Source organism: Pseudomonas sp. 8O, from assembly GCF_902506495.1.
In the GTDB taxonomy this organism is placed as follows: Bacteria; Pseudomonadota; Gammaproteobacteria; order Pseudomonadales; family Pseudomonadaceae; genus Aquipseudomonas; species Aquipseudomonas chaetocerotis.
Window position 1 is genome coordinate 411791 of sequence record NZ_LR733264.1, and the last position, 16803, is coordinate 428593.

Annotated in this window: 16 protein-coding genes and 2 tRNA genes; 17 read left to right on the top strand and 1 reads right to left on the bottom strand. The window is 59.5% G+C overall.

Annotated elements, in window-relative coordinates:
• Nucleotides 1-59: 59 nt before the first annotated feature.
• The 17 genes from rlmE (at nt 60) to GV002_RS04815 (ending at nt 16279) form a co-directional block, all read left to right on the top strand.
• Entirely contained in the window at nt 60-683 is a 624-nt protein-coding gene (gene rlmE / locus GV002_RS04735; RefSeq protein ID WP_074679468.1) for a 23S rRNA (uridine(2552)-2'-O)-methyltransferase RlmE, read from the top strand.
• Nucleotides 684-855: 172 nt separating this feature from the next.
• Nucleotides 856-2769: an ATP-dependent zinc metalloprotease FtsH gene (ftsH, locus tag GV002_RS04740; protein WP_160017282.1), complete on the top strand. Its 1914-nt coding sequence runs from the start codon at nt 856-858 to the stop codon at nt 2767-2769.
• Nucleotides 2770-2777: 8 nt separating this feature from the next.
• Complete coding sequence (gene folP / locus GV002_RS04745; RefSeq protein ID WP_160017283.1) at nt 2778-3629, top strand: dihydropteroate synthase; 852 nt, start codon at nt 2778-2780, stop codon at nt 3627-3629.
• A gap of 13 nt (nt 3630-3642) precedes the next feature.
• A complete protein-coding gene (gene glmM / locus GV002_RS04750) occupies nt 3643-4980 on the top strand; it encodes a phosphoglucosamine mutase (protein WP_160017284.1) in 1338 nt (445 codons plus the stop codon).
• A gap of 65 nt (nt 4981-5045) precedes the next feature.
• Nucleotides 5046-5801, top strand: a complete 756-nt coding sequence (gene tpiA / locus GV002_RS04755; protein ID WP_160017285.1) for a triose-phosphate isomerase — start codon at nt 5046-5048, stop codon at nt 5799-5801.
• A 3-nt stretch (nt 5802-5804) separates the two neighbouring features.
• Nucleotides 5805-6182: a preprotein translocase subunit SecG gene (gene secG / locus GV002_RS04760; RefSeq protein WP_160017286.1), complete on the top strand. Its 378-nt coding sequence runs from the start codon at nt 5805-5807 to the stop codon at nt 6180-6182.
• 7 nt (nt 6183-6189) lie between these two features.
• Nucleotides 6190-6275: transfer RNA gene (locus GV002_RS04765), tRNA-Leu, on the top strand.
• A 97-nt stretch (nt 6276-6372) separates the two neighbouring features.
• Nucleotides 6373-6449: transfer RNA gene (locus GV002_RS04770), tRNA-Met, on the top strand.
• A 129-nt stretch (nt 6450-6578) separates the two neighbouring features.
• Nucleotides 6579-7037 carry a ribosome maturation factor RimP gene (rimP, locus tag GV002_RS04775; RefSeq protein WP_160017287.1) on the top strand — a complete coding sequence of 153 codons (459 nt, stop codon included), beginning with the start codon at nt 6579-6581 and terminating at the stop codon, nt 7035-7037.
• Nucleotides 7038-7197: 160 nt separating this feature from the next.
• Nucleotides 7198-8679 carry a transcription termination factor NusA gene (nusA, locus tag GV002_RS04780; protein WP_160017288.1) on the top strand — a complete coding sequence of 494 codons (1482 nt, stop codon included), beginning with the start codon at nt 7198-7200 and terminating at the stop codon, nt 8677-8679.
• A gap of 27 nt (nt 8680-8706) precedes the next feature.
• On the top strand, nt 8707-11193 hold the full coding sequence (gene infB, locus GV002_RS04785; protein ID WP_160017289.1) for a translation initiation factor IF-2: 2487 nt from the start codon (nt 8707-8709) through the stop codon (nt 11191-11193).
• A 109-nt stretch (nt 11194-11302) separates the two neighbouring features.
• The gene (gene rbfA / locus GV002_RS04790) at nt 11303-11695 is read left to right on the top strand and encodes a 30S ribosome-binding factor RbfA (RefSeq protein WP_004424397.1); all 393 of its coding nucleotides are present in this window, start codon (nt 11303-11305) and stop codon (nt 11693-11695) included.
• Between the two features lie 3 nt (nt 11696-11698).
• On the top strand, nt 11699-12619 hold the full coding sequence (gene truB / locus GV002_RS04795; RefSeq protein WP_004424396.1) for a tRNA pseudouridine(55) synthase TruB: 921 nt from the start codon (nt 11699-11701) through the stop codon (nt 12617-12619).
• 170 nt (nt 12620-12789) lie between these two features.
• Nucleotides 12790-13059, top strand: coding sequence for a 30S ribosomal protein S15 (gene rpsO / locus GV002_RS04800; RefSeq protein ID WP_075749474.1), 270 nt, complete (start codon nt 12790-12792; stop codon nt 13057-13059).
• A 171-nt stretch (nt 13060-13230) separates the two neighbouring features.
• Entirely contained in the window at nt 13231-15336 is a 2106-nt protein-coding gene (gene pnp / locus GV002_RS04805; protein ID WP_160017290.1) for a polyribonucleotide nucleotidyltransferase, read from the top strand.
• Nucleotides 15337-15670: 334 nt separating this feature from the next.
• Complete coding sequence (locus GV002_RS04810) at nt 15671-16024, top strand: BON domain-containing protein (protein WP_160017291.1); 354 nt, start codon at nt 15671-15673, stop codon at nt 16022-16024.
• A gap of 57 nt (nt 16025-16081) precedes the next feature.
• Nucleotides 16082-16279, top strand: coding sequence for a CsbD family protein (locus tag GV002_RS04815; protein WP_017675326.1), 198 nt, complete (start codon nt 16082-16084; stop codon nt 16277-16279).
• Nucleotides 16280-16497: 218 nt separating this feature from the next.
• Here the strand turns inward: GV002_RS04815 and GV002_RS04820 are convergent, their stop codons facing one another.
• Nucleotides 16498-16800 (bottom strand): DUF2845 domain-containing protein, encoded by a 303-nt coding sequence (locus GV002_RS04820; protein ID WP_160017292.1) that lies wholly within the window; start codon nt 16798-16800, stop codon nt 16498-16500.
• Nucleotides 16801-16803 lie beyond the last annotated feature (3 nt).

Consider the following 16803-nt stretch of genomic DNA (forward strand, 5'->3'; position numbering starts at 1 on the left):
GGCGCCTATCTTACCCGAGCCCGCGCAGTTATTCATGACCCGTTGAGTCAGAGGTTTCAGTGGCACGTTCCAAGACCAGCCAGCGTTGGCTGAAAGAACATTTCGATGATCCATACGTGAAGATGGCGCAGAAGGACGGCTATCGTTCGCGCGCCAGCTACAAGCTGCTGGAAATCCAGGAGAAGGATCGCATTCTGCGCCCGGGCATGACCGTGGTCGACCTCGGCGCTGCGCCAGGCGGCTGGTCGCAGGTCACCAGTCGAGTGATCGGCGACAAAGGGCGACTGATCGCTTCCGACATATTGGAGATGGACAGCATTCCCGATGTCACCTTCATTCAGGGTGATTTCACCGATGACGCTGTCTTTGCGCAGATTCTCGAGGCCATTGGCGAAAATCCGGTGGACCTTGTTATTTCCGATATGGCCCCCAATATGAGTGGGGTAAGAACCGCCGATCAGGCGCGCGCGATGTATCTGTGCGAGCTGGCGCTGGATCTGGCCGGACGTGTGTTGCGTCCAGGTGGCGATTTTCTGATCAAGATTTTCCAGGGTGAAGGTTTCGACGCCTACCACAAGCAGGTGCGTGAGACCTTCGACAAGGTGCAGATGCGCAAGCCGCTGTCCTCGCGTGATCGCTCCCGTGAGCAATATATGCTGGCGCGTGGCTTTCGCGGCGTATGAGTTGAAACGGTTGTCCGCCCTGTCGGTCTCAGTGGCAGAAACCTCATAAAGGGTTACAGACGGCGCCTGCGGGACGCGGGCGTTTGGTGTAAGTTAGTCGGTATATCATTGGTCGTCATGGGAAGCCCGCTTCGCCACGAGGCCTGCTTCAGAGGGTAGCTAATTGAACGACATGGCAAAGAATCTGATCCTGTGGCTGATCATCGCGGCGGTGCTGGTTACCGTGATGAACAACTTCTCCAGTCCGAGCGAGCCGCAGACCCTGAGCTACTCGCAATTCATCGAGCAGGTAAAGGAGGGGCGCGTCGAGCGCGTTACCGTCGATGGTTACGTGATCACCGGCAAGCGCACCGATGGCGAAGGTTTCAAAACCATTCGTCCAGCGATCCAGGACGGCGGCCTGATTGGCGACCTGATCGACAACAACGTGGTCATCGAAGGCAAGCAGCCTGAGCAGCAGAGCATCTGGACTCAGTTGTTGGTGGCGAGCTTCCCGATTCTGGTGATCATCGCCGTATTCATGTTCTTCATGCGCCAGATGCAGGGTGGTGCTGGTGGCAAGGGCGGGCCGATGAGCTTCGGCAAGTCCAAGGCGCGTCTGCTCTCCGAAGATCAGGTCAAGACCACCTTCGCCGATGTCGCCGGTTGCGACGAAGCCAAGGAAGAAGTCAGCGAGCTGGTCGAATTCCTCCGCGATCCGGGCAAGTTCCAGCGTTTGGGCGGTCGCATCCCGCGCGGCGTGCTGATGGTTGGCTCGCCGGGTACCGGCAAGACCTTGCTGGCCAAGGCCGTGGCCGGTGAGGCGAAAGTGCCGTTCTTCACCATTTCTGGTTCCGACTTCGTCGAGATGTTCGTCGGTGTGGGTGCCAGCCGTGTTCGCGACATGTTCGATCAGGCCAAGAAACACGCGCCGTGCATCATCTTCATCGACGAGATCGACGCCGTGGGTCGCCATCGTGGCGCTGGCATGGGTGGCGGTCACGACGAGCGTGAGCAGACCCTCAACCAGTTGCTGGTGGAGATGGATGGCTTCGAAATGAATGACGGCATCATCGTCATCGCTGCCACCAACCGTCCGGACGTTCTCGACCCTGCGCTGCTGCGTCCTGGCCGCTTTGACCGTCAAGTGGTCGTCGGCCTGCCGGATATCCGCGGTCGCGAGCAAATTCTGAAAGTGCACATGCGCAAGGTGCCGATGGGTGACGACGTCAATCCGGCGGTCATTGCACGTGGTACTCCGGGGTTCTCCGGTGCTGATCTGGCCAACCTGGTCAACGAAGCCTCTTTGTTCGCCGCTCGCTCTGGCAAGCGCCTGGTGGAAATGAAGGAGTTCGAACTGGCCAAGGACAAGATCATGATGGGCGCCGAGCGCAAGACCATGGTCATGTCCGACAAGGAGAAGCTCAATACCGCCTTCCACGAGGCAGGCCACGCCATCGTCGGTCGTCTGGTGCCCGAGCACGATCCGGTCTACAAGGTTTCCATCATTCCGCGTGGTCGTGCCCTGGGTGTGACCATGTTCCTGCCGGAAGAAGATCGTTACAGCCTCAGCAAGCGCGCGCTGATCAGCCAGATCTGCTCGCTGTTCGGTGGTCGTATCGCCGAAGAAATGACCCTGGGCTTCGATGGTGTCACCACTGGCGCCTCGAATGACATCATGCGCGCCACTCAGCTGGCCAAGAACATGGTCACCAAGTGGGGGCTGTCCGAGAAGCTGGGCCCGCTGATGTATGCGGAAGAAGAGGGTGAAGTCTTCCTGGGTCGCAGCATGGGCAGTCAGGCCAGCAATGTGTCCGGAGAAACTGCCAAGCTGATCGACGAGGAAGTGCGTCGCATCATCGATGAATGCTACGCCACGGCCAAGAAACTGCTGGTAGAGAACCGTGACAAGCTCGATGCCATGGCTGAAGCGCTGATGAAGTACGAAACCATCGACGCCGAGCAGATCGATGACATCATGAATGGTCGCGAGCCTCGTGAGCCTCGCGGCTGGGATGGTGGCGGTGACTCCGGTGCTCCGCAAGCCAAGGTCGACGAACCAGATCGTTCTGAAAAGCCCATTGGTGGGCCGGCGGCCGAGCACTAAGGTTTCATATGTCTCAAGCGCAACACCTGAGCCGGCTGCCCTGTGGTAGCCGGCTTCTTGATTTGTCCCGTCCGCAAGTGATGGGCATCCTCAATGTCACCCCCGATTCTTTTTCCGACGGTGGGCGGTTCACGGCGCGCGATGCTGCGTTGCGTCACGCCGAGCAGATGGTCGCCGCAGGCGCGACGTTGATCGATATCGGTGGTGAATCCACCCGCCCTGGGGCGCGAAGCGTTTCGCCGACCGAGGAGCTGGAGCGGGTCGCGCCGATGGTCGAAGCCATCGCCCGTGAGCTTGACGTGATCATTTCCGTGGATACCTCGACGCCTGCAGTCATGCGCGAAAGTGCAAGGCTGGGCGCGGGGCTGATCAATGATGTGCGTTCGTTGCAGCGTGATGGCGCTCTGGATGCGGCGGCAGACACTGGTTTGCCTGTGTGTCTGATGCATATGCGCGGTGAGCCCGGCAACATGCAGGATGATCCGCAGTATCCGGATATCGTCGCTGAGGTGCGTGACTTTCTCGTCGAGCGCATGGCTGCCTGCGCGACAGCCGGTATTCCCGCTGAGCGGATCCTGCTCGATCCGGGCTTTGGTTTTGCCAAGACCCTGGAGCACAATCTCGCCCTGTTCAGGCGCATGAGTGAGCTCTCTGCGCTGGGGCGGCCCTTGCTGGTTGGTGTCTCGCGCAAGAGCATGATCGGCAAGGTGCTCGGTCACGAAGTTGGCGGTCGCCTCTACGGTAGCCTGGCATTGGCTGCTCTGGCGTTGACCAAGGGCGCACATATTCTGCGTGTGCACGATGTCGCCGAAACGGTGGATGTGGTGCGCATGATCGCTGCGGTTGAAGCGGCGCAATAACAAGGAAAGCGTTATGGCTAGAAAATACTTCGGCACCGACGGTATTCGTGGTCGCGTCGGCCAGTTCCCCATTACTCCGGATTTCATGCTCAAGCTCGGTTGGGCTGCTGGCATGGCGTTTCGCAAGCAGGGCAAGTGCCGCATTCTGATCGGTAAGGACACGCGTATTTCCGGCTACATGTTCGAGTCCGCCCTCGAGGCGGGGCTGGCTGCCGCAGGTGCGGACGTGCAACTGCTCGGGCCTATGCCGACGCCAGCCATTGCCTATCTGACGCGCACTTTCCAGGCCGATGCCGGCATCGTCATCAGTGCTTCGCACAATCCGCATGACGATAACGGCATCAAGTTCTTTTCCAGCGAAGGCACCAAGCTTCCGGACGATGTGGAGCTGATGATCGAGGAGTTGCTCGATCAGCCGATGACCGTGGTCGAATCTGCCGGTATCGGCAAGGCTTCGCGGATCAACGATGCCTCGGGGCGATACATCGAGTTCTGCAAGGGCAGTGTGCCCAGTGGCACCAGCTTCAAAGGCATGAAGATCGTCATCGACTGTGCCCATGGTGCTGCCTACAAGGTTGCGCCTAGCGTGTTTCGCGAGCTGGGTGCGGAGGTTCGAGTCATCTCGGCGCAGCCCGATGGGCTCAATATCAATGATGCTTGTGGCTCCACGCACATTGCAGCGCTGCAGGCTGAAGTAGTCGCGCAGCAGGCTGATCTGGGTATCGCCTTCGATGGCGATGCTGATCGCGTGCTGATGGTCGACCAGTATGGTGCGGTGGTCGATGGTGATGAACTGCTGTTCATCATTGCGCGTGATCTGCAGGAGCGTGGGCGGCTGCGTGGTGGTGTGGTCGGCACGCTGATGAGTAATCTCGGGCTGGAACTGGCTCTGGCCGATCTGAACATCCCATTCATTCGCGCCAATGTGGGCGATCGTTATGTGATCGCTGAATTGTTGGCGCGCAACTGGCAGCTCGGTGGCGAGAATTCCGGGCATCTGGTGTGCTTCCAGCACACCACGACTGGCGATGCGATCATCGCGGCCCTGCAGGTGCTGATGGCACTCAAGCGCCGAGGCCAGAGCCTGGTTGATGCACGCAGCGATCTGAAGAAGTGTCCGCAGGTGCTGGTCAATGTGCGTTTCTCCGGTGCGCTCGATCCGCTCGAGCATCCTTCGGTGAAGGAAGCCTGCGCGCGGGTGACCGAGAGCATGGCTGGGCGTGGTCGAGTGCTGCTGCGCAAGTCCGGCACCGAGCCATTGGTGCGAGTGATGGTCGAAGGTGACGAGGAAAGTTCGGTTCGCGGCTATGCCGATGAATTGGCTAAGATTGTTGCCGAGGTCTGTGCTTGATTGAGCTTGCTACCGAGGGTGCTCTTGGGTAACATCTGCGCCCTCTTTGATCGACGAGGTAAAACATGCGTCGCGCCTTAGTCGCTGGTAACTGGAAAATGCACGGTACCCGCGCAAGCGTCGCAGAGCTGATCGAGGGGTTGCGTCAGCAGGAATTACCTGCCGATGTGGATGTCGCTGTGTTTCCCTCCAGTCTTCACATCGCTCAGGTCGCCGAAGGCCTGAATGCTAAAGCTGTGAAGGTTGGGGCGCAGGATTGTGCGGCACAAGTAGAGCAGGGTGCATTGACCGGTGAGCTGGCAGTCAGTCAGTTGGTCGATGGCGGTTGTGAGCTGGTGCTGGTTGGTCACTCGGAGCGTCGCCTGATTCTGGGTGAAAGCGATGAAGTGGTCGTGCGCAAATTTGCGGCCGTGCAGGCTGCAGGCTTGACCCCTGTGCTCTGTGTTGGTGAGACCCGCGAGCAGCGTGAAGCGAATGCAACGCTGGATGTAGTGGGTGGCCAGTTGGCCGCAGTGATCGATGCGCTGAGTGTCGATGCGCTGAAGGGCGCGGTAGTGGCCTATGAGCCTGTATGGGCCATTGGCACTGGGTTGACCGCTACGCCTGAGCAGGCTCAGGAAGTGCACGCAGCTATCCGCGCGCAAGTTGCGCGGCTCGATGCTGGTGTCGCGAGTGGGTTGAGAATTCTTTATGGCGGCAGTGTGAAGGCCGCCAGTGCTGCCGAGTTGTTCGGCATGCGGGATATAGATGGGGGGCTTGTAGGTGGCGCCTCTCTGAATGCGGATGAATTCGGTGCGATCTGTCGCGCTGCAGGAAACTGAAGAATGCTGGAAACAGTCATTGTTGTTCTGCACCTGCTGGGTGCGATCGGGGTTGTAGTGCTGGTGCTGTTGCAGCAGGGTAAAGGCGCTGACGCGGGTGCGTCGTTCGGTTCGGGTGCTTCGGCAACTGTATTCGGAAGCCAAGGTTCCTCTACCTTTCTGAGTAAGTTTACTGGTATACTCGCCGCGGCTTTTTTCATTACCAGCTTGGGTTTAGCGTTCTTTGCTAAAGAAAAAGCTGATGCACTGACTCAGGTTGGTCTGCCAGATCCAGCGGTTCTGGAAGTTCAACAAAAACCGGCTGTCGAAGATGTGCCGGTGCTCGAAGAGCAAGTTCCAGCGTCCGATGCTTCGGATGTGCCGGAAGCTCCAGAGCAGTAACAGTTTTGCCGAGGTGGTGGAATTGGTAGACACGCTACCTTGAGGTGGTAGTGGCCATAGGCTGTAGGGGTTCGAGTCCCCTCCTCGGTACCATACTCAAGAAAGCCCGCAGTTCGCGGGCTTTCTTGTTGCTGGAGTGTTTGGTTGACCCTCGCCAGGGGGTGGCCGTATAATTCCGGCCCAGCTTTGACGCGGGGTGGAGCAGTCTGGTAGCTCGTCGGGCTCATAACCCGAAGGTCGTAGGTTCAAATCCTGCCCCCGCAACCAGTTTCAGCAGGCCCCTTTTCAGGGGCTTTTTGTTAGCTGAAAGACAGTGTCCGTTGGTATTTACGGCGGATTGAAGGGATGGGCGTTTCGCCCATTTTTTATTTGCACAGCATGCACGAGGGCCGTTAAGTGTCGAGCAAGCTAGAACAGTTGCAGGCCTTGTTGGCCCCAGTAATCGAAGCGCTCGGTTACCAATGTTGGGGCATCGAGTTCCTGTCGCAGGGGCGTCATTCGCTGCTGCGTGTCTATATCGATAAAGCCGATGGCATCCTGATCGATGATTGTGAAGTCGTCAGCCGTCAGCTCAGTGGTGTACTCGATGTCGAGGATCCGATTACCTCGGAGTACACACTGGAAGTTTCTTCTCCTGGCATGGATCGTCCGTTGTTCACCCTCGAACAGTTTGCGACGCATGCCGGTGAACAGGTGAAGATCAAGCTGCGTTCGCCTTTCGACGGGCGTCGTAACTTCCAGGGCCTCCTTCGCGGTGTGGAGGAGCAGGACGTGGTGGTTCAGGTGGATGACCACGAGTATCTGTTGCCGATCGACCTGATCGACAAGGCCAATATCATCCCCCGATTTGATTGAGATGCGGATTCTGTGGCGCTGCTGGACTGCCGATTGTCGGCGCAGCGCGAGCGACACAGATGGCGCGAAGGTAGCGCGGCGGCTCACGAAGATAGCGCCAATGGCGTGAACGTGACGCGGACTGCGCAGAACCAATGGATTGCGAAAGGCGAGGCGTACGATGAGCAAAGAAGTACTGCTGGTTGTTGAGTCGGTATCCAATGAAAAGGGTGTACCGGCCGGCGTGATTTTCGAGGCGCTGGAGCTGGCTCTGGCGACCGCCACCAAGAAACGTTTCGAGGACGAAGTCGATCTGCGCGTGTCGATCAACCGTCAGAACGGTAGCTACGAAACTTTCCGACGCTGGACCGTGGTCGACGAGTCCGAGTTCGAGGACCCGGCCTACCAGGTGACCGAAGATATGCCGCAGGCCGTCGAGGCCAACGCCAAGATCGGTGCCGTGCTCGAAGAGAAGGTCGACTCCATCGAGTTCGGGCGCATCGCCGCGCAAACTGCCAAGCAGGTCATCGTGCAGAAAGTGCGCGAGGCCGAGCGTGCTCAGGTCGTTGACGCCTACCGCGAACGCCTGGGCGAGATCATCTCCGGCACCGTGAAGAAGGTCACCCGCGACAACGTCATCGTTGATCTGGGCAACAACGCCGAGGCGCTGCTGGCCCGTGAAGACATCATCCCGCGTGAGACTTTCCGCGTGGGTGTGCGTCTGCGTGCTCTGCTCAAGGAAATTCGTACCGAGAACCGCGGTCCGCAGCTGATCCTGTCGCGTACCGCTCCGGAAATGCTGATCGAGCTGTTCCGCATCGAAGTACCGGAAATCGCCGAAGGGCTGATCGACGTCAAGGCTGCCTCCCGTGATCCGGGTTCGCGCGCCAAGATCGCCGTGCGCTCCAAGGACAAGCGTATCGACCCGCAGGGCGCCTGCATCGGTATGCGTGGTTCGCGCGTCCAGGCCGTTTCCGGCGAACTGGGCGGTGAGCGCGTCGATATCGTGCTATGGGACGACAACCCTGCACAGTTCGTCATCAATGCCATGTCGCCGGCTGAAGTGGCTGCGATCATCGTCGATGAAGATGCCCATGCCATGGACATCGCCGTTGGCGAAGACAACCTGGCCCAGGCCATTGGTCGTGGCGGTCAGAACGTGCGTCTTGCCAGTCAGTTGACCGGCTGGACCCTGAACGTGATGACCGAAGCGGACATCCAGGCCAAGCAGCAGGCAGAAACCGGCGACATCATGCAGTCCTTCGTCGACGAGCTGGAAGTCGATGAAGAACTGGCTCAAGTCCTGGTCGAAGAGGGTTTCACCAGTCTCGAAGAGATTGCCTACGTACCCATGGAAGAAATGCTCAGTATCGATGGCTTCGACGAGGAGATCGTCAATGAGCTGCGTGCACGGGCTAAGGATCGTCTGCTGACCAAGGCGATCGCCAACGAGGAGAAGTTGGCCGATGCCCATCCGGCAGATGATTTGCTGGAACTGGAAGGCATGGACAAGGCGCTGGCTCTAGAGCTCGCGCTGCGCGGCGTGATTACCCGTGAAGACCTGGCCGAGCAGTCGATTGACGACCTGCTCGACATCGACGGCATCGACGAAGAACGTGCCGGCAAGCTGATCATGGCCGCCCGAGCCCATTGGTTCGAATAAGCGGTTGCGGCCTGAGGAGAAAGATGCATGACGCAAGTCACGGTTAAAGAACTGGCCACAGTGGTCGACACCCCGGTTGAGCGCCTGCTGCAGCAGATGCGTGAAGCTGGCCTGTCCCACGACAGTGCCGAACAAGTAGTGACCGATAGTGAGAAACAGGCCCTGCTGGCCCATCTCAAGAGCAGTCACGGCGACAAGGTCGAAGAGCCGCGCAAGATCACCTTGCAGCGCAAGACCACCAGCACCCTGCGCGTTGCTGGCAGCAAGACCATCAGTGTTGAAGTGCGCAAGAAGAAAACCTTCGTCAAGCGCAGCCCGGAAGAGATCGAAGCCGAGAAGCAGCGCGAGCTGGAAGCGCAGCGCGCCGCTGCCGAGGCTGAACGCCTGAAGGCCGAAGAAGAAGCCAAGCGCAAGGCTGACGAAGAAGCCAAGCGTCAGCCTGCCGCTGCTGCGACCGATGGCGCTGCACCTGCTGCTGCGCCGACGCCTGTCAGCGAGCCGGTGGTTGCTGCTCCGGTCGTTGAGGTCGAGCGCAAGAAAGAAGAAGTGCGTCGTCCTGAGAAGGCGCGCTCTGATGAAGACGAACGTCGCGACCGCAAGCACACCCAGCATCGTCCTGCTACCAAGGAGAAGGCGCCGGCTCCACGCGTCGCTCCGCGTAGCGTCGATGAAGAAAGCGACGGTTTCCGTCGTGGTGGCCGCGGCAAGTCGAAGATGAAGAAGCGCAACCAGCATGGCTTCCAGGCTCCGGCCGGTCCGGTGGTGCGTGAAGTGGCCATTGGCGAAACCATCACGGTGGGCGATCTGGCTCAGCAGATGTCGGTCAAGGCAGCCGAAGTCATCAAGTTCATGTTCAAGATGGGCACCCCGGCTACCATCAACCAGGTGCTGGACCAGGAAACTGCCCAGCTGATCGCCGAAGAGTTGGGCCACAAGGTCAAGCTGGTCAGCGATACCGCCCTGGAAGATTCCCTGGCCGAGTCGCTGAAGTTCGAAGGTGAAGCCTTCTCCCGTGCGCCGGTCGTGACCGTCATGGGCCACGTCGACCACGGTAAGACCTCGCTGCTCGACTACATCCGTCGTGCCAAGGTGGCTTCCGGTGAAGCGGGTGGCATTACCCAGCACATCGGTGCTTACCACGTCGAAACCGAGCGTGGCATGGTCACCTTCCTCGATACCCCGGGTCACGCTGCGTTTACCGCCATGCGTGCGCGTGGTGCCAAGGCGACCGACATCGTCATCCTGGTCGTCGCAGCTGACGACGGCGTGATGCCGCAGACCCAGGAAGCCGTACAGCACGCGAAAGCAGCTGGCGTGCCGATCGTGGTTGCGGTGAACAAGATCGACAAGCCCGATGCCAACCCGGACAACATCAAGAACGGCCTGGCCGCTCTCGACGTGATCCCGGAAGAGTGGGGCGGCGATGCACCTTATGTGCATGTGTCGGCCAAGATGGGTACCGGCATCGACGAGCTGCTCGAAGCCGTACTGCTGCAGGCTGAAGTCCTCGAGCTGAAAGCCACTCCGTCGGCCCCGGGTCGTGGTGTGGTGGTCGAATCGCGTCTGGACAAGGGCCGTGGCCCGGTGGCCACCGTGCTGGTTCAGGACGGTACCCTGCGTCAGGGCGACATGGTCCTGGTCGGCGTCAACTATGGCCGCGTGCGTGCCATGCTTGACGAGAACGGCAAGCCGATCAAAGAGGCCGGTCCGTCCATTCCGGTCGAGATCCTCGGCCTCGATGGTACGCCGGATGCCGGTGACGACATGACTGTGGTCGCCGACGAGAAGAAGGCCCGCGAAGTTGCCCTGTTCCGTCAAGGCAAGTTCCGTGAGGTCAAGCTGGCCCGTGCTCACGCCGGCAAGCTGGAAAACATTTTCGAGAACATGGGCCAGGAAGAGAAGAAAACCCTCAACATCGTGCTCAAGTCCGATGTGCGTGGTTCTCTGGAGGCCCTGCAAGGCTCGCTCAGCACCCTGGGTAACGACGAAGTGCAGGTGCGTGTGGTCGGTGGCGGCGTCGGTGGTATCACCGAGTCCGATGCCAACCTGGCGCTGGCTTCCAACGCCGTGCTGTTCGGCTTCAACGTCCGTGCTGACGCCGGTGCGCGCAAAATCGTCGAGGCCGAAGGCCTGGACATGCGCTACTACAACGTCATCTACGACATCATCGAAGACGTCAAGAAGGCGCTCACCGGTATGCTCGGCAGCGATGTTCGCGAGAACATCCTGGGCACCGCCGAAGTGCGTGACGTATTCCGTTCGCCGAAGTTCGGCGCGGTTGCAGGTTGCATGGTCATCGAAGGCACTGTCTTCCGTAACCGTCCGATCCGCGTCCTGCGTGAAGACGTGGTGATCTTCGAAGGTGAGCTGGAATCGCTGCGTCGCTTCAAAGACGACGTCGCCGAAGTGCGTAACGGCATGGAGTGCGGTATCGCGGTGAAGAGCTACAACGACGTCAAGGTCGGCGACAAGATCGAAGTGTTCGAGAAAGTCCAGGTGGCTCGCAGCCTGTAATCGCGAGTCGCAACACGCAACGCCCGGCCCCGCATTCGCGCGGCCGGGCGTTTGCCGCTTTTGAGTCCGCTGGCGAACAGACAGCGGACGAAGTAAAGGTAAGTAGAAAATGGCCAAAGATTACAGCCGTACCCAGCGTATCGGCGACCAGATGCAACGCGAACTGGCCCAGCTTATCCGGCGTGAGGTCAAGGATCCGCGTCTGGGGCTGGTGACCATCACCGCAGTCGACGTCAGTCGTGATATCGGTCACGCCAAGGTCTTCATCACCGTCATGGGGCAGGATGATGCCGAGGCGATCAAAGAGAGCCTCAAGGTACTCAACGACGCGGCCGGTTTCCTGCGCATGCAGCTGGGCAAGGCGATGAAGCTGCGCAGCGTGCCACAGCTGCACTTCCACTACGACGAGAGCGTCCAGCGCGGTGCTCACCTGTCGGCACTGATCGAGCGTGCCGTGGCGGAAGATCGTCTGCACGACGACACCGCAGGTTCCAAGGAGTAAGGCGTGGCGCAGGTCAAACGTATTCGCCGCAAGGTCGACGGCATCATCCTGCTCGACAAGCCGCACGGTTTCACGTCCAACGCCGCGCTGCAGAAGGTGCGTTGGCTGCTCAATGCCGAGAAGGCCGGCCATACCGGCAGCCTCGACCCGTTGGCCACTGGTGTGTTGCCGCTGTGCTTCGGTGAGGCAACCAAGTTCTCCCAGTATCTGCTCGACGCTGACAAGGGCTACGAGACCGTCGCTCAGTTGGGCGTCACCACGACCACTGGCGATGCCGAAGGCGATGTCATCGAGCGTCGTCCGGTGACCGTCGGTCGCGCCGAGATCGAGGCGCTGTTGCCGCGTTTTCGCGGTGAAATCAAGCAGATACCGCCGATGTACTCGGCGTTGAAGAAGGATGGTCAGCCACTCTACAAGCTGGCGCGTGCGGGTGAAGTAGTGGAGCGCGAAGCGCGTTCTGTTACTATTGCGCGCCTGGAACTGCTGGCCTGCGAAGGCGAGCAGGCCCGTCTGGCGGTCGATTGCAGCAAAGGCACCTATATTCGTACGCTGGTCGAGGATCTTGGCCAACTGCTCGGCTGCGGTGCACATGTCGCCGAGCTGCGCCGTACCAAGGCGGGCCCGTTCGACCTGACGCGTACCGTGACGCTGGAAGAACTGGAGGCCGCACACGCCGAAGGTGGTAACGAGGCGCTGGATCGCTTCCTGCTACCGGCCGATAGCGGTCTGCAGGACTGGCCGCTGCTGCAGTTCTCCGAGCACAGCGCGTTCTACTGGCTGCAAGGGCAGCCGGTGCGAGCGCCGGAGGCACCGAAGTTCGGCATGGTGCGGGTGCAGGATCACAATGGTCGCTTCATCGGCATCGGTGAAGTGAGTGACGATGGGCGTATCGCCCCGCGTCGATTGATTTATACCGGTGCGTAGCACCGAACGGTTCGGCCGAGAGGGCTGAAAGCCTGATGCTGACGATGTCGTCATCAGGTGCTGCGAGGGTGGCTGTTAGTAGGCACGGTCATACCTCTTTTAAAAACACGGGAAGCGATTCCCGGCCTATTGAGACTGCTTCGGCAGTTTCCAGATGAGAGGAAGCCAACATGGCACTCAGCGTTGAAGAAAAAGCCCAGATCGTTAACGACTACAAGCAAGCTGAAGGCGATACCGGTAGCCCGGAAGTGCAGGTTGCCCTGCTGACCGCCAACATCAACAAGCTGCAAGGCCACTTCAAGGCCAACGGTAAAGATCACCACAGCCGTCGTGGTCTGATCCGTATGGTTAACCAGCGCCGTAAGCTGCTGGACTACCTGAAGGGTAAAGACGCCAGTCGTTACAGCGCCCTGATCGGTCGCCTGGGCCTGCGTCGTTAATAGACGCGAGCTGCACAAGTTGGAAGCTGGGAGTCCGGCGTCGCGGGTGGGGAGAGATCCTCACCTCGTGGCGCTGGGCTTCCAGCTTTTGGCTTTTCGAGGGATGCATCGGGTCCGACTCCCGCGCTTCTTTCCAATTTCCCCCAAGGCAACAAAGAGAAGGAAAACACCGTGAACCCGGTAATCAAGAAATTCCAGTTCGGTCAGTCGACCGTTACCCTCGAGACTGGCCGTATCGCCCGTCAAGCCTCCGGCGCAGTGCTGGTCACCGTTGACGACGACGTCAGCGTGCTGGTTGCCGTAACCGGCGCCAAGACTGCCGACCCGAGCAAAGGCTTCTTCCCGCTGTCCGTGCACTACCAGGAAAAGACCTACGCTGCCGGCAAGATCCCAGGTGGTTTCTTCAAGCGTGAGGCGCGTCCTTCCGAGAAAGAAACCCTGACCTCGCGTCTGATCGACCGCCCGATCCGTCCGCTGTTCCCGGAAGGCTTCCAGAACGAAGTGCAGGTCATCTGCACCGTGGTTTCCACCAGCAAGAAGACTGATCCGGACATCGCTGCGATGATCGGTACCTCGGCTGCCCTGGCTATCTCCGGTATTCCGTTCAACGGCCCGATCGGTGCTGCGCGCGTTGCCTTCCACCCGGAAGCCGGCTACCTGCTGAACCCGACCTACGAGCAACTCAAGGCTTCCAGCCTGGACATGGTCGTAGCGGGCACCAAGGACGCCGTACTGATGGTTGAGTCGGAAGCCAAAGAGCTGACCGAAGACCAGATGCTGGGCGCTGTACTGTTCGCCCACGACGAATTCCAATCGGTCATCCAGGCTGTTACCGAGCTGGCTGCCGAAGCCGGCAAGCCGACCTGGGACTGGCAGCCGAAAGCCGAGAACACTGCTCTGCTGAGCGCTATCCGTAGCGAGTTTGGTGAGGCAATTTCCCAGGCTTACACCATCACCATCAAGCAAGACCGCTATGCGCGTCTGGGCGAGCTGAAAGATCAGGTCGTTGCCAAGTTCTCCGGTGAAGAAGGTCAGCCTTCCGCTGGTGAAGTCAAAGAAGCCTTCGGCGAAATCGAATACCGCACCGTGCGCGAGAACATCGTCAACGGCAAACCGCGTATCGATGGCCGTGACACCCGCACCGTGCGTGGCCTGAACATCGAAGTCGGTGTACTGGACAAGACCCACGGTTCGGCGCTGTTCACCCGTGGTGAAACCCAGGCGCTGGTGGTTGCCACCCTCGGTACCGCGCGTGACGCGCAACTGCTCGATACCCTTGAAGGCGAGCGCAAAGACCCCTTCATGCTGCACTACAACTTCCCGCCGTACTCGGTTGGTGAGTGTGGTCGCATGGGCGCCACTGGTCGCCGCGAAATCGGTCACGGCCGTCTGGCGCGTCGTTCGGTTCAGGCCATGCTGCCGGCTGCTGACGTGTTCCCGTACACCATCCGTGTGGTTTCGGAAATCACCGAGTCCAACGGTTCTTCCTCGATGGCTTCCGTCTGCGGCGCTTCCCTGGCGCTGATGGATGCTGGTGTACCGATGAAGGCACCGGTTGCCGGTATCGCCATGGGTCTGGTCAAGGAGGGCGACAAGTTTGCCGTTCTGACCGACATCCTCGGCGACGAAGATCACCTGGGCGACATGGACTTCAAGGTTGCCGGTACCGCCAATGGCGTTACTGCACTGCAGATGGACATCAAGATCCAGGGCATCACCGAAGAAATCATGGAGCAGGCGCTGGAGCAGGCGCTGGAAGCTCGCCTGAACATCCTTGGCCAGATGAACCAGGTCATCGCCCAATCGCGCAGCGAGCTGTCGGCCAACGCGCCGACCATGATTGCGATGAAAATCGACCAGGACAAGATCCGCGACGTCATCGGTAAAGGCGGCGCCACCATCCGTGGTATCTGCGAAGAAACCAAGGCTTCGATCGACATCGAAGACGATGGCTCGATCAAGATCTTCGGTGAAACCAAAGAAGCTGCCGAAGCTGCTCGTCAGCGTGTTCTGGGCATCACTGCAGAAGCCGAGATCGGCAAGATCTATGTCGGCAAGGTCGAGCGCATCGTCGACTTCGGTGCCTTCGTCAACATCCTGCCGGGCAAGGACGGCCTGGTGCACATCTCCATGCTGAGCGATCAGCGCGTGGAGAAGGTCACCGACGTGCTGCAGGAAGGCCAGGAAGTGAAGGTTCTGGTGCTGGACGTGGATAGCCGCGGCCGTATCAAACTGTCGATCAAGGACGTAGCTGCTGCCGAGGCCTCTGGCGTCTAAGCACGGTTCGCCTGTTCGAACGAGAAGGGCTCCTGCGGGAGCCCTTTTTTGTGCCTGATCGTCAGGGAGAGCGCAGTTGCCCTTAACCTGCGCCAGCGATGCATTCATGAGGTTATGCGGTCATGCCGGGCACCTCGAATCATGCAAATTGCCCGAGAGTTTTTGTGCGACTCGGCGAAATGCAATCAAAAGCATATTTTTTATATATATTAAGTGTTTGTTTTTAAAGGGATTTATTTTATTTCAGAACCTGGCACAGCCCCTGCAACAGCACTGGTGAACCTGCAACCAGGAGTTGGTTTGCAGATTGTCTGGAATGTACAGGAGTCGAATCATGAAACAGCCAATCAACCGTTTTGCCGCTACCGCCCTGACCGCTGCCGTGCTGAGCATGTCGCTGGCCTCGGCAGCCTTCGCCGCACAGCCGACCATGCTGGCGGCCAATGACACTGTGGATAAAGCCGAGCAGGCGGTATCCGACACCTGGATCACCAGTAAAGTGAAGTCCACCTTCGTCGCTGACTCGAACCTCAGCGCGCTGGACATCAAGGTCGAGACCAACCAGGGCGTTGTTTCCCTGTCAGGTGTGGTCGCAACCGACGCCGAGCGTGATCTGGCTATCGCCAAGACCAAGGAAATCGAGGGTGTGCGTGACGTGTCCGCCGATGCCCTGAAGACCGCTGACTGATAGTCGAGCCGGCCGGGCTAGCGCCCGGCTCTACCTTCTGTCACTGGGAGAATGACCATGAATAGCGACATCATCAAAGGCAAATGGAAGCAGCTCAGCGGTCGCATGAAGGAGCGTTGGGGTAACCTGACCGATGACGACCTGGACGTCGCCGAGGGCCACAGTGAATACCTGGCTGGCAAGCTGCAAGAACGTTACGGCTGGACCAAGGAAAAGGCCCAGCAAGAGCTGCGCGATTTCAGCGACAAGCTCTGAGCACGGATTGCCGGGTAAAGGATGCTCACAAGAACGGATAGCTGCAGAAACGGATGTATTTTTCAGCCCGGATGGCTACAGGCAGGACGCCTGATCAGCACGGACAGCGATAGGCATGGAAGCGCGAAGGCCCCGCCGGTGTGACCGGCGGGGCCTTGATTTTTTGTGCCGGGTGCTCGAGATGCTTCAGGAACGTGCGCCCTGCATGCAGTGTTACGTCAGCTACCGCGCTTGCTGCGGATCTCGGTCAGGCGGCCGCCCTCGAAGCGGAGAAAGTGGTACATGCCGCTTTTCGGGCCGTAGACCCACTCCTCGACGCTCACCTCATTGCGAAAGCCGTAGTTATCGACCACTTCCTTGTAACCAAGAAAATCGCGGCTGGAAGGCTCGCCACATTTGTTCAGCACCTCTGCGGCGGGCGCTGTCTTGCTGACCAAGGCGCTACCGCAGCGGTAGGTGGAGGACGCCTCAGCCATAAGGGGCAGACACAGCAGAGTGAGCAGATAGCTGAATTTGCGCATGAG